Annotated in this window: 12 protein-coding genes; 5 read left to right on the forward strand and 7 right to left on the reverse strand. The window is 64.4% G+C overall.

Going from position 1 to position 12905, the window contains the following annotated elements; translation table 11 throughout:
- Positions 1-37: 37 nt before the first annotated feature.
- Positions 38-1573 (reverse strand): 2,3-bisphosphoglycerate-independent phosphoglycerate mutase, encoded by a 1536-nt coding sequence (gpmI, locus tag IB273_RS23565; RefSeq protein ID WP_081515345.1) that lies wholly within the window; start codon positions 1571-1573, stop codon positions 38-40.
- 145 nt (positions 1574-1718) lie between these two features.
- On the opposite strand from gpmI, the gene IB273_RS23570 reads away from it, so the two are divergent.
- From IB273_RS23570 to secB, 3 genes are read left to right on the forward strand one after another with little or no spacing between them, the layout of a single operon-like run.
- Complete coding sequence (locus IB273_RS23570; protein ID WP_081515346.1) at positions 1719-2141, forward strand: rhodanese-like domain-containing protein; 423 nt, start codon at positions 1719-1721, stop codon at positions 2139-2141.
- A gap of 1 nt (position 2142) precedes the next feature.
- Complete coding sequence (gene grxC, locus IB273_RS23575; RefSeq protein WP_045215790.1) at positions 2143-2397, forward strand: glutaredoxin 3; 255 nt, start codon at positions 2143-2145, stop codon at positions 2395-2397.
- A 37-nt stretch (positions 2398-2434) separates the two neighbouring features.
- Positions 2435-2917 (forward strand): protein-export chaperone SecB, encoded by a 483-nt coding sequence (gene secB, locus IB273_RS23580; RefSeq protein WP_017517171.1) that lies wholly within the window; start codon positions 2435-2437, stop codon positions 2915-2917.
- A gap of 687 nt (positions 2918-3604) precedes the next feature.
- Here secB and IB273_RS23585 read toward each other — a convergent pair.
- Positions 3605-4057 carry a hypothetical protein gene (locus tag IB273_RS23585; protein ID WP_081515347.1) on the reverse strand — a complete coding sequence of 151 codons (453 nt, stop codon included), beginning with the start codon at positions 4055-4057 and terminating at the stop codon, positions 3605-3607.
- Between IB273_RS23585 and trmL the strand changes: the two genes are divergently transcribed.
- Positions 4056-4517, forward strand: a complete 462-nt coding sequence (gene trmL, locus IB273_RS23590) for a tRNA (uridine(34)/cytosine(34)/5-carboxymethylaminomethyluridine(34)-2'-O)-methyltransferase TrmL (protein ID WP_192225149.1) — start codon at positions 4056-4058, stop codon at positions 4515-4517. The genes IB273_RS23585 and trmL overlap by 2 nt on opposite strands.
- Positions 4518-4842: 325 nt before the next feature.
- Here trmL and ntrC read toward each other — a convergent pair whose 3' ends face one another.
- The 4 genes from ntrC to IB273_RS23610 all read right to left on the reverse strand — a co-directional run bounded on the left by ntrC (position 4843) and on the right by IB273_RS23610 (position 8700).
- A complete protein-coding gene (gene ntrC / locus IB273_RS23595; protein ID WP_151188585.1) occupies positions 4843-6273 on the reverse strand; it encodes a two-component system response regulator NtrC in 1431 nt (476 codons plus the stop codon).
- Between the two features lie 2 nt (positions 6274-6275).
- On the reverse strand, positions 6276-7352 hold the full coding sequence (glnL, locus tag IB273_RS23600; protein ID WP_138523669.1) for a nitrogen regulation protein NR(II): 1077 nt from the start codon (positions 7350-7352) through the stop codon (positions 6276-6278).
- A 206-nt stretch (positions 7353-7558) separates the two neighbouring features.
- Positions 7559-8149 (reverse strand): DUF4124 domain-containing protein, encoded by a 591-nt coding sequence (locus IB273_RS23605; protein ID WP_192225150.1) that lies wholly within the window; start codon positions 8147-8149, stop codon positions 7559-7561.
- A gap of 2 nt (positions 8150-8151) precedes the next feature.
- Positions 8152-8700, reverse strand: a complete 549-nt coding sequence (locus IB273_RS23610; protein WP_192225151.1) for a DUF4124 domain-containing protein — start codon at positions 8698-8700, stop codon at positions 8152-8154.
- Between the two features lie 194 nt (positions 8701-8894).
- Between IB273_RS23610 and IB273_RS23615 the strand changes: the two genes are divergently transcribed.
- A complete protein-coding gene (locus tag IB273_RS23615) occupies positions 8895-11102 on the forward strand; it encodes a mechanosensitive ion channel family protein (protein ID WP_192225152.1) in 2208 nt (735 codons plus the stop codon).
- A 154-nt stretch (positions 11103-11256) separates the two neighbouring features.
- On the opposite strand, the gene glnA is transcribed toward IB273_RS23615, so the two are convergent.
- Positions 11257-12666: a glutamate--ammonia ligase gene (glnA, locus tag IB273_RS23620; RefSeq protein WP_045215805.1), complete on the reverse strand. Its 1410-nt coding sequence runs from the start codon at positions 12664-12666 to the stop codon at positions 11257-11259.
- Between the last annotated feature and the right edge of the window lie 239 nt (positions 12667-12905).

Raw genomic sequence — 12905 nt, forward strand, 5'->3', positions numbered from 1 at the left:
GCGGGAGATGGCTCACGTTCCCGCCCAATCGTCGTTCTTAAAGGAGGGTGACGATCGATTTGCCGGTCATCTCTTTGGGCTGTTCCAGACCCATCAGATTCAGCAGGGTCGGGGCCACGTCGGCGAGCACGCCGCCCTCGCGGATGCTGACCTTGCGCTTGCCGACATAGACGAAAGGCACTGGCTCGCAGGTGTGCGCGGTGTGCGCCTGGCCGGTCATCGCGTCTTCCATCTGCTCGACGTTGCCGTGATCGGCGGTGATCAGGGCTTCGCCGCCGACCTTGTCCAGCGCCTCGACGATCCGACCGACGCAGGTATCCAGGCACTCGACGGCTTTCACCGCGGCCTCGAACACGCCGGTGTGGCCGACCATGTCGCCGTTGGCGTAGTTGACGATGATCACGTCGAAGCGCTGGTTCTCGATGGCGTCAACGATCCGGTCGGTGACTTCCGGCGCGCTCATTTCCGGCTGCAGGTCATAGGTGGCGACCTTGGGCGATGGGATGAGGATACGTTCTTCGCCTTCGAACGGCTCTTCGCGGCCGCCGGAGAAGAAGAAGGTCACGTGGGCGTATTTCTCGGTCTCGGCGATGCGCAGCTGGGTCTTGCCGTTCTTGGCCAGGTACTCGCCCAGGACGTTGTCCAGGGATTCGGGCTTGAACGCGCTGGGTGCCGGGATGCTTGCCGCGTACTGGGTGAGCATCACGTACTGCGCCAGGTGCAGCTCGCGCTGGCGCGGGAACTCCTTGAAGCCCGGCTCGACGAAGGCGCGCGACAGTTCGCGGGCGCGGTCGGCACGGAAGTTCATGAAGACCACGGCGTCGCCGTCTTCCACACGCACCTGCTCGCCAATGCGCGTGGCCTTGACGAATTCGTCGCTCTCGCCGCGCTCATAGGCAGCGTTCAGCGCGCCCACGGCGGTGTCGGCGGTGAATTCGGCGGTGCCGTCGGTGATCAGGTTGTAGGCGGCTTCGACACGGTCCCAGCGATTGTCGCGGTCCATGGCGAAGTAGCGGCCGATGATACTGGCGGTGCGGCCCTTGCCGATGCGGGCGAAGGCGTCGTCGAGCAGCTTCAGCGAGGGCTCGGCGCTCTTGGGCGGGGTGTCGCGGCCGTCGAGGAAGGCGTGCAGGTAGATCTTCTGCGCGCCACGCTGCGCGGCCAGTTCGGCCATGGCGATCAGATGGTCCTGGTGGCTGTGCACGCCGCCATCGGAGAGCAGGCCGAGGATGTGCACGGCCTTGCCGGCACCCGCTGCCTTGTCGACGGCGCCGGTCAGCACCGGGTTCTGGAAGAACTCGCCGTCGCGGATGGCCTTGGTGACGCGGGTGAAATCCTGGTAGACGACACGGCCGGCGCCCAGGTTCATGTGGCCTACCTCGGAATTGCCCATCTGGCCGTCGGGCAGGCCGACGTCCATGCCCGAGCCGGAGATCAGGCCGTTCGGCTGGCTGGCCAGCAGGCGGTCCCAGTTGGGCTTCTTCGCGGCGTAGATGGCATTGAATTCAGGGCTATCGCTATGGCCGAAGCCGTCCAGGATGATCAGGACCAGCGGTTTGCGCGTTGCAGTCATAGGTACGGCTCTTTCCGAGAATAGGGGTCAGAAAAGGACCGACATTTTACCGGTTGGTGCCGACAGACGCCATGATTGGCAGGGTTCAGCCGTCAGATACGCGCGTGTATACTGGCCGGCATTTTTACGTCTGGATGTCCTGCGCATGTCTTCGTTTCTTCCTCGTCTGATCGAATTCGCCACCAACCACTACCTGCTGGTCGGTGCCCTGGTCATCCTGCTGGTGCTGCTGGCCCTGCACGAAATGCGCAAGGGCGGCCGCGCGTTGTCCACCCGCGAGCTGACCGCCATGGTCAACGCCGAGCAGGCCGTAGTGCTGGATATCCGCCCGACCAAGGAGTTCGCCACCGGCCATATCGTCGGCGCCCTGAACATCCCGGCGGACAAGCTGAACGCGCGCCTGAGCGAGCTGGACAAACACAAGGCCAAGACCATCATCGTGGTCGACGGCATGGGCCAGCATTCGGGCACCTGGTGCAGCGTGCTGCAGAAGGCCGGCTACACCGCCGCCAAGCTCTCCGGCGGCATCGGCAGCTGGCGTGGCGACAACCTGCCCCTGGTGAAGTGAGATGTCGTCGACCTTGATCTACACCAGCGCGTGGTGCCCTTATTGCATCCGCGCCAAGGCCCTGCTGGACAAGAAGGGCGTTGCCTACGAGGAAATCTCCGTGGACGGCAAGCCTGGCGTACGCGCCGAGATGGCCAGCAAGGCGGGTCGGACTTCAGTGCCGCAGATCTGGATCGACGGAACCCACATCGGCGGCTGCGACGATCTTTACGCGCTGGAACGCGCGGGCAAGCTGGATACGCTGCTCTCGGCGTAATTCCTCATTCTGAAACGATGCACAAGAAGGTCCCGAAATGACTGAACAAGCCAGCAACGGCGCAGCCGAACAAGACAACAACCCGCAGTTCTCGCTGCAGCGCATCTACGTGCGTGACCTCTCCTTCGAGGCCCCCAAGGCTCCGGAAATCTTCCGTCAGGAGTGGCAGCCGAGCATCGCCATGGACCTCAACACCCGTCAGAAGCAGCTGGACGGCGACTTCTACGAAGTGGTCCTGACCGTTTCGGTGACCGTGAAGAACAACGAGGAAACCGCTTTCATCGTTGAAGTGCAGCAGGCTGGCATCTTCCTGATCAAGGGCCTGGACGCGTCCAGCATGAGCCACACCCTGGGTGCCTTCTGCCCGAACATCCTCTTCCCGTACGCCCGCGAAACCCTGGACAGCCTGGTTGTCCGTGGTTCGTTCCCGGCGCTGATGCTGTCCCCGGTGAACTTCGATGCGCTGTACGCGCAGGAAATCGCCCGCATGCAGGCATCCGGCGAGATCCCGGCCCAGTAAGCACTGACGCCGAACGAGAAAGGCGCCTTCGGGCGCCTTTTTCTTTGCCTGCGATATTTGGGTGGTCGTTTTTTGATCAGGGCTGCGCGTGCTGCGTGGCTTCTGGCTCAGGCACGCTTATCCACAGGCTGTTCCAGTATTTGCTCAGGGTTGCTGTGGGTAAGGGCCGCGCGTTCAAGTTTGGTGCATGCGCACTAGCAGGGCGCAGCGGGCAGCGCAGCAGGGAGGCCCTGGAATCCCCGGTTTAGAGGCCGGCGTGCGCTGCTTCGAGCGTTTGTGGAGATCCCTGGAAGCGCCTGGTTACGGGGCTTTCAGCCAGCCAGGGCGCGGCTTGGGACTGGGGCGGAATACTCGGCAAGCAATCTTGGCACGCCCTCTGCAATACCTCTGATAACAGCGATTTCAGGGGCCTCGGTACAGGCAGGCTGGGGAACCCCTCTTTTACAACTTGCGAGCGTGCCGTCCGAAGCGGTGGCCGTCGCAGCCGGTTCGGGGGTCCTGGTACAGGCAGGCCGGGAAAGCCCCCTTTTTATGCCCGCAGGCGCGCTAAGGCGAGCCGCGCACCCGTTAGGGGTCCTGGTACAGGCAGGCCGGGTAAACCCCTCTTTTATGCCCGCGAGCCTCCTTTCGGAGGGTTCGCTTCCCGCTTCGGGGCCCCGGACCAGGCAGGCCGGGAAAACCCCGCTTTTATTCGGGCCGCGCGCTGATGGTCAGGCGCCACCGGCCCCCGACCTCGGCGCTGTCCCAGTTGCCCTGCAGGCGCCGGGTTGACAGCAGCGTCAGCAGAACCCCGCGCTCCCTTGGCTCCAGCTTCCAGCGCACCGGCGCATCGCCGATCCGCAACTGGCCCTGCTGCGCGTTGCCGCTGGCCTCGATCTGCACGGCCAGGGCGCCGTCCAGATGGCCGGCGCGAACGGCGGGCTGCGCGTCCAGAGTGACTACCAATCCATCGGCAGAAGGCTCTACCGCAAGGATCTGCGGGGGCCCCTCGTGTGGCGGATTCACCAGGCGGCCAAGCATCAGCCCCAGCAGCAGGCCGAGCACGCACAGCGAAACCAGCACCTTCAACCAGGGCCTTGGCCGCATTTGCTCCTTGGCGGGGGTAGAATGCCCGCCGTTCTCAGGCTCGGAGCGCTGCATGTTCCACGTAATCCTTTTTCAACCGGAAATCCCCCCAAACACCGGCAACATTATCAGGCTGTGCGCCAACGCGGGTTGCAGCCTGCACCTGATCGAGCCGCTGGGCTTCGAGCTGGACGACAAGCGTCTGCGTCGCGCCGGGCTGGATTACCACGAGTACGCCAGCGTGCGCCGTTATGCGAGACTGGAAGAATGCCTGGAGCAGCTCGGCCAGCCGCGCCTGTTCGCGTTCACCACCAAGGGTTCGCAGCCGTTCCACGAAGTGGCCTATGAGCGTGGCGACGCTTTCCTGTTCGGCCCGGAAAGCCGTGGCCTGCCGGAAGAAGTGCGCGACGCCCTGCCACCGGAACAGCGCGTGCGCCTGCCGATGCGCCCCGGTTGCCGCAGCCTGAACCTGTCCAACACCGTGGCCGTGACTGTCTATGAAGCCTGGCGTCAGCACGGCTTCGCGATGGATTGAGCGTTTTCTGATCGATTCGTGCAAACCCGCGCCGGGCGGGGAGCGCAGCGGCTTGCCCCAAGCTTATCCACAGGCGGGCACACAGTGGATGTGGGCAAGCCGGAAATTCCTGCACAGAAACCACGCAAACCTCCAGACCGCGCGTGCTCTGGGCTGTAGCACGTTCCTTCCCCGTTCCGTGCACAGTGTTATCCACAGGTTCTGGGGATAGATGTTGCCGGGATATGACCGCGTTCAGCCTGCGTAGCCCTTGGGCCAGGGGCGTTTTTGAGGAGCGCCGCGCAAGAAAAAAGGGGCCTTCTGGCCCCTTTCTCGTGGAAGGACGTCAGTCCTCGCCGTCGTCGTCCGGGCCGTCGATCTTCATGCCCAGTTCCTTGATCTTGCGGGTCAGGGTATTGCGGCCCCAGCCCAGCAGCACGGCGGCATCGCGGCGGCGGCCGGCGGTGTGCTTGAGCGCGGTCTCGATCATGATCCGTTCGAAAGCTGGAACGGCGGTATCCAGCAGGCTGGACTGCCCGCGGCCCAGCGCCTGGTCGGCCCAGTGGCGCAGGGCCTGCTCCCAGTTGGCGGCCGGTACGCTGTCCTGCGGCTGGGTCATCAGCTCCGGCGGCAGGTCATCGATGTGCACCTCGCGGCCGGAAGCCATGACGGTGATCCAGCGGCAGGTGTTCTCCAGCTGGCGCACGTTGCCCGGCCAGCCAAGGTTCTTCAGGTATTCCTCGGTTTCCGGCTTGAGCAGCTTGGGCTCCACCGCCAGTTCCTGCGCGGCGCGGGAGAGGAAGTGCCGGGCCAGCGCGGGGATGTCCTCGCGGCGGTCGGCCAGGCGCGGGATGTGTACGCGGATGACGTTCAGGCGGTGGAACAGGTCTTCGCGGAACTTGCCCTCGCGCACCAGGTTTTCCAGGTTCTGGTGAGTCGCGGCGATGATCCGTACGTCCACCTTCACCGGGGTGTGGCCACCCACGCGGTAGAACTCGCCGTCTGCCAGTACGCGCAGCAGGCGGGTCTGGGTGTCGGCCGGCATGTCGCCGATCTCGTCGAGGAACAGCGAGCCGCCGTCGGCCTGCTCGAAGCGGCCGCGGCGCTGGTTGGCCGCGCCGGTGAAGGCGCCTTTTTCATGGCCGAACAGCTCGGACTCCATCAGGTCCTTCGGGATCGCCGCCATGTTCAGGGCGATGAACGGCGAGGCCGCGCGAGGGCTGTGGCGGTGCAGGGCATGGGCAACCAGTTCCTTGCCGGTGCCGGACTCGCCGTTGATCAGCACGGTGATGTTGGAGTGCGAGAGGCGGCCGATGGCGCGGAACACCTCCTGCATCGCCGGCGCCTCGCCGATGATCTCCGGGGTGCGCGTCTGGTTGGTCGGCGCTTCCAGGCCTTGCTGCTCCTGGGCGTGCTGGTTGGCGCGCTTGACCAGGGAGACCGCCTCGTCGACGTCGAAGGGCTTGGGCAGGTACTCGAAGGCACCGCCCTGGTAGGAGGCTACTGCGCTGTCCAGGTCCGAGTGCGCGGTCATGATGATCACCGGCAGGCGCGGGTGCACCTCGCGGATCTGCGCCAGCAGGTCGAGGCCGCTGGAACCGGGCATGCGGATGTCGGAGATGATCACGTCCGGCTGCTGCCGGCCCAGCCGGCTCATGACGCTGTCGGCGCTGTCGAAGCTGACGGTGGTCATGCCTTCCTGTTGCAGGGCTTTTTCCAGTACCCAGCGGATGGAGCGGTCGTCGTCGACGATCCAGACGGTCTCTGATCGGCTCATGGTCAATGCACTCCTTGTTCCAGGGGCAGGAACAGACTGAATACGGTGTGGCCCGGATGGCTTTCGCATTCGATCAAGCCCTGGTGCTGGCTGATGATGTTCTGGGTAATCGCGAGGCCCAGGCCGGTGCCGTCGGCACGGCCGCTGACCATCGGATAGAAGATGGTGTCCTGCAGTTCGGCCGGTATGCCTGGGCCGTTGTCGATGATCTCCACCTTGCACACCAGGCGATGGCGTGTGTGGCCGATGGTGAACTGGCGCAGGGTGCGGGTGCGCAGGGTGATGCGCCCCAGCTTGAGTTCGTTCTGCGCGGCGATCGCCTGCATGGCGTTGCGCACGATGTTGAGCACGGCCTGGATCATCTGCTCGCGGTCGATCAGCAGGTCAGGGATGCTCGGGTCGTAGTCGCGCACCAGCGGGATGGTGCCCTGGGTCTCGGCCTCCACCAGGCTGCAGACGCGTTCCAAGACTTCGTGGACGTTGGTCACCGAGAGCTGCGGCAGCTTGTTCGAGCCGAGCATGCGGTCCACCAGATTTCTCAGGCGGTCGGCTTCTTCGATGATGACGTTGGTGTAGTCCTTGAGCGATTCCTCTGGCAGCTCGCGGGAAAGCAGCTGCGCCGCGCCGCGAATGCCGCCCAGCGGATTCTTGATCTCGTGGGCCAGGCCACGCACCAGCAGCTTGGTGGTTTCCTGCTTGGACAGCTGCGCCTCTTCCTTGGTGATCCGCAGCAGTCGGTCGCGCGGGTGGACTTCCAGCAGCAGCAGGGTGTCGCGACGGTCGAGGATCGGCGTCACCGCGTAGTCCACGGTGATGGTCTGACCGGTCAGCGAGGTCAGGCTCGCCTCGCGCTTGGTGAAGGGGTGCGCCTCCTCCACCGCCTGGCGCAGCGACTGCAGTGCCTCGGGCGATTCGGTGAACAGCTCGCTGATGAACTGCCCGTGGCTGCGCTGGCCGCTGACCGCCAGCAGCATTTCCGCCGCCGGATTCATGTACTCCAGGCGCAGCTCGGCATTGAGCAGGATCACCGCCGTGGTGAGGTTGTCGAGCAACAGGCGGAGCTGGGTTTCTGTAGGCATGGCGTAAGAGATGTCCCAAGACTGTGCGGGAAAATGCAAAAAGCAAACCAGGCCCTGAAAAGACGCGTATTTCGCGGCATCGCGCTGATTTGCGGTGCGCAGGCTGCCGATCCGGTCAGCAGGAGTGACCCGAAATGGGGAGAGTATAGAAAGTGGTGCAGGCGTATGCACCGATATGGTGCATTTGTGCCTGGCCGCACGCCGCGTCAGCGGTTGGCGGCGGCGAGCGGGTGGGTAGTCTCCAGATCGGCCGCTTCGGCCAGGGAGACGCGGAACATGTGGAAGGGCTGGCTGGGCGTCTGCTCGATGGTGCGGCCGAGGGTGTCGATGATCTCTACCGAAAGCTGGTGGGTGCCCCGGTCGATGTTGTTCAGCGGGAACACCGGGCTGCGGCCGGGCTCGCCCACGGGCTTGCCGTCCAGCAGCAGGCGGTAGAGATGCCCAGGCAGCAGGGCCGGGTCGCTGGTGGCGGAGACGATCAGCGCGCCGTCATTGGCTCGAACCGTGGCGTCAGGCTCCGGCACGATGATGCGCAGCAGCTGGTAGGCCGGTGGGCCGGGTGGCAACTCGGGTGTGGCCGGTGCGTACAGTGGCGGTGGCATGCGGAAGCCGTTCTGTGACTTCTGTGGATCGTTGCGTGGCGTCATATCGAGCTTCTGTGCGTTGCCGCGCGGCGGCTGATCGGTGAAGACGCGATTACCGTCCTTGTCGATGTAGGTGTAGACCTCGGCGCTGGCCGACAGGCAGAACAGCGCCGACAACAGGGCTACAGACAAGAGAGTCACCAGATAGCGCATCGTCAGCCGCCCGTCCTGGGTTTCACCTGAGGCCGTTGCGGGCTGTTGGTGCTGATGCGTTGCAAGGTGAAGCTCGCCGGCGCACTGGTCTGGATCACCCGACTGCCCTGCAGGACCTGGACCGCCATGGTGTGGTCACCACGATCGATGTTCTGCACACCGATGCCGGTGCTGGTGGTCGGCGCGCCGTAGGGCTGACCGTCAAGCACCAGCTGCAGTTGATGGCCCGCTGCCAGGGCGGGCTGCACCACGACGTTGACGATGAAGGTGCCGTTGTTCTGGCGCAGCGACTCGTCATCGGGCAGGTTGCTCAGAGCGAGAATCGCATAGGCCTTGGCCGCCTGGTTCTCGGTGCCGCTGTCGGCGGGCACTGCGACTGGACCTTGCGGGCCGACGGTGTTGGTCGGCGGCAGCTCCACGGGCTTGGCGTCGACATTGGTCGGCGGCTGGTTGGTGAACACCGTCTTGCCGTTGGCGTCGGTGTACTTGTAGATCTGCGCGCTGGCTGGCAATGCGGCGGCGAGCAGCAGGGCGGTGAGGATCAGGCGCATGAAGAATCTCCGGATGGTCATGCCAAGCCTTGCACCGCCGACGGCGGCTGGCAAGTTGCCTATTGTCTTTCAGCGGGGCGCCGCGCGTTGTGCGCTGCTGCTCGTGGGGGGACCTTTCCTGCGTGGGACGGGTCCGAGCCTGGCGCCGGCGTCTGTATGATGCGGGCAAGCGTGATTGTCCATGTTGGTGGGGTATGCCTGTGAGTCCGATTCGTTACCTGCTTCGTCAGTGGCTGCTGCTGTGCTGCCTGGGCCTCGGCTTGTCCGTCGCCGGGCCAGCGCTGGCGGCGCTTCCCGGGCCCCTGGCCGGGGTGACGGGAGGTAGCGAGGCGAAGGTCAGCGATGCCCAGCTGGAGCAGTCGCTGAACCAGGTGATCAAGACCCTGGAGAATGACCAGCAGCGCGCCGACCTGCTGAAGAAACTCAAGCAGTTGCGCGACGCCACGCAGAAGAGTTCCGAGGACCAGGGCGGAGTGCTCGGCCTGATCGGCGATACACTGGGTAGCCTGGAGCGCCAGTTCGAGGGCGCCAACAGCCCGGTGGTGCGCTGGAGTGAGCTGTTCCAGGGCGCCGGCTTTGAGCTCGACGCCCGCACCCCGTCGCTGGCGGAATGGCCGGGGATGATCCTCGATTTCGCCCTGGTCATCCTCATCTGGGCCTGCGTCGCGCTCGGCCTGCGCTGGATCGCCGCGCGCATGCGCAAGCGCTTCGGCCTGGAGGGCGAGCTGCCGCAACACCCCAAGACCCGCGACCTGCTGCTGTTCGCCCTGCGCAAGCTCGGTCCCTGGCTGGTGGCCTTCCTGATCACCGTCTACCTGTCCCTGGTGCTGCCCAGCTCGCTGGGCAAGCTGGTGGCGATGGTGATCGCCTACACCCTGGTGTGCGGCACGCTGTTCTCCGCGCTGTGCGTGATCTCCCTGTCGCTGCTCAGCGGCCCGCACCGCATGCGTGCGCTGGACATCCTGCGCCGCCGCGCCTTCCGTCCGCTCTGGCTGATCGGCAGCCTCGCGGCGCTGGGTGAAGTGATGCACGACCCGCGCGTCATCGAGAGCCTGGGGATGAACATCTCGCTGTTTGTCGGTTCCGTGGCGAACATCTGTGCCGCGCTGCTCACTGCACTGTTCGTCCTGCAGTTCCGCCGGCCCATCGCCCACCTGATCCGCAACCAGCCGCTGGAGCGTCGCCTCAAGCGCCGGGGCCTGAGCGACCTGGTGGAGCTGATCGGCTCGATCTGGTTCCTGCCGGTGCTGGTGCTGGTGGGCATCTCGCTGTTCGCCACCATCGTCACCGCTGGCGACAGCAGCTACGCCCTGCGCCGCGCCCTGGTCTGCGCCGCCGTTGCGGTGGTGGCGATGACCGTCAACGGCCTGATCCGCCGCGCCCACCAGCGCTCCGCGCGGCGCGGTGCGCGTCGCCATGCGCCGTACATCGAGCAGTTGCAGAGCTTCGGCTACACGCTGCTGCACATCGGCAGCCTGCTGTTCTTCCTGGAGATCGGCTTGCGCGTCTGGGGCATGTCGCTGGTGCGTTTCGCCGAAGGCGACGGCTCGCAGATCAGTCTCAAGCTGTTCAGCTTTGGTACCACCCTGCTCGTTGCCTGGCTGGTCTGGATTCTTACCGACACCGCGGTGCAGCACAGCCTCGGCCTGGGCGGCAAGAAGAGCGCCAACGCCCGCGCGCTGACCATGCTGCCACTGATCCGCAACGTGCTGTTCGTGACCATCGCGGTGATCGCGCTGATCGTCGCGCTGGCCAACATGGGCATGAACGTCACGCCGCTGCTTGCCGGTGCCGGTGTCATCGGCCTGGCCATCGGCTTTGGTGCACAATCGCTGGTGGCGGACCTGATCACCGGCCTGTTCATCATCATCGAGGACTCGCTGTCCATCGACGACTACGTCGACGTCGGCGGCCACCTCGGCACGGTGGAGGGCCTGACCATCCGCACCGTGCGCCTGCGCGACCTGGACGGCGTGGTGCACACCATCCCGTTCAGCGAGATCAAGAGCATCAAGAACTACTCGCGGCAGTTCGGCTACGCCATGTTCCGCTGGCCGGTGCCGGCGAGCATGCCGATCGACGACGCGCTGGCGCTGGTCAAGGAAGTCTCCGGCGAGCTGCGCGGCGACCGCACCATCAACCGCGCCATCTGGTCGCCGCTGGAAATCCAGGGCATCGAGAGCTTCGACGCCGGCCAGGCGATCCTGCGCTTCCGCTTCAAGACCGCGCCGATTCGTCAGTGGGAAGTGCAGCGCGCTTTCAACCTGCGCCTGCGGCAGAAGCTCGACAAGGCCGGGCTGGAACTGTCCATGCCGCGCCTGAACGTGCAGCTCTCGCGCATGCGCAAGTCGCGCCGCGAGGATGACGAGGAGCAGGGCGTACCGGCGGACGGCGGGATCTGATTCCGCTTCGTGCGGACTGCTTTTGTAGGATGGGTATCGCTGCGCTCCACGCCATCCTACAGGTACGAAATGCCTGGTCGCAGTTTTCTCGGCGCATAAAAAAGGCCTCCCAAAGGAGGCCTTAATGGTGTCGCTATTTATAGGTATTCGTGGATCAGACGCTGTAGTACAGGTCGTATTCCAGCGGGTGCACGAAGGTGCGCACCTTGATTTCTTCTTCCGACTTCAGCTCGATGTAGGCATCGATGAACTCGTCGGTGAACACGCCGCCCTTGGTCAGGAACGCACGGCCCTTGTCGAGTTCTTCCAGCGCCTCTTTCAGGCTGCCGCAAACCTGCGGGATTTCCTTCGCCTCTTCCGGCGGCAGGTCGTACAGGTTCTTGTCGGCGGCATCGCCGGGGTGAATCTTGTTCTGGATGCCGTCCAGGCCAGCCATCAGCAGTGCGGCGAAGCACAGGTAGGGGTTGGCAGCCGGGTCCGGGAAGCGCGCTTCGATGCGGCGGGCTTTCGGGCTGGAGACGTACGGGATACGGATCGAGGCGGAACGGTTGCGAGCCGAGTAGGCCAGCATGACCGGGGCTTCGAAGCCCGGAACCAGACGCTTGTAGGAGTTGGTGGCCGGGTTGGTGAAGCCGTTCAGCGCCTTGCCGTGCTTGATGATGCCGCCGATGAAGTACAGGGCGGTATCGGACAGACCGGCATAGCCTTCGCCAGCGAAGGTGTTCTTGCCATCCTTGGAGATGGACATGTGAACGTGCATGCCCGAGCCGTTGTCGCCGTACAGCGGTTTCGGCATGAAGGTCACGGTCTTGCCATAGGCGTCGGCAACGTTGTGGATGCAGTACTTCAGGGTCTGAACTTCGTCAGCCTTGGCAACCAGGGTGTTGAACTTCACGCCGATTTCGTTCTGGCCGGCAGTCGCCACTTCGTGGTGGTGAACTTCGATGACCAGGCCCATTTCTTCCATGGCGTTGCACATGGCGGTACGGATTTCGTGGTCGTGATCGACCGGAGGTACCGGGAAGTAGCCGCCTTTCACGCCCGGACGGTGACCTTTGTTGCCGGTCTCGATGTCGGCGTCGGTGTTCCAGGAAGCCTGCTCGGAGAAGATCTTGAACATCGAGCCGGAGATGTCGGACTTGAACTTCACTTCGTCGAAGATGAAGAACTCCGGCTCCGGGCCGACGAATACGGTGTCACCGATACCGGTGGACTTCAGGTATTCCTCGGCGCGCTTGGCGATGTTGCGCGGGTCGCGCTCGTAGCCTTGCATGGTGCTCGGCTCGATGATGTCGCAAACGATGATCAGGGTCGGCTCTTCGGTGAACGGGTCGAGCACGGCGGTGCTGTCGTCCGGGAGCAGGATCATGTCGGAGGCTTCGATGCCCTTCCAGCCTTCGATGGAGGAGCCATCGAACATCTTGCCGGCTTCGAAGAACTCGTCGTCCAGCGCGTCGCGGGCGGGCATGGTGACGTGCTGCTGCTTGCCTTTGGTATCGGTGAAGCGCAGGTCAACCCACTTCACGTCATGATCTTTGATCAGTTGTTGCGACTTGTACGACATGCTGTCCTCCAGGAGGGATTAGAGCTGGGAGCTTTCTGTGCCCCAGTAACGGGTGATGCCGGCCGGCATAGTCGGCCAGGGCAACCTGCCTCACAAGAGAGCAAGTTGCGTGCCAGTGCCCGTAAATGGGCAGAGGCCCTGAAATCACGGGGTGTGGCGGGTGTTATAGAGGATTGCGCGATAATAGTGCACCGCTTTGGTGCTTCATCGTGGTGCGTCAGTCCATTTTGGTGCACTAA

The organism is Pseudomonas sp. PDM19 (genome assembly GCF_014852215.1).
Classification (GTDB): Bacteria; Pseudomonadota; Gammaproteobacteria; order Pseudomonadales; family Pseudomonadaceae; genus Pseudomonas.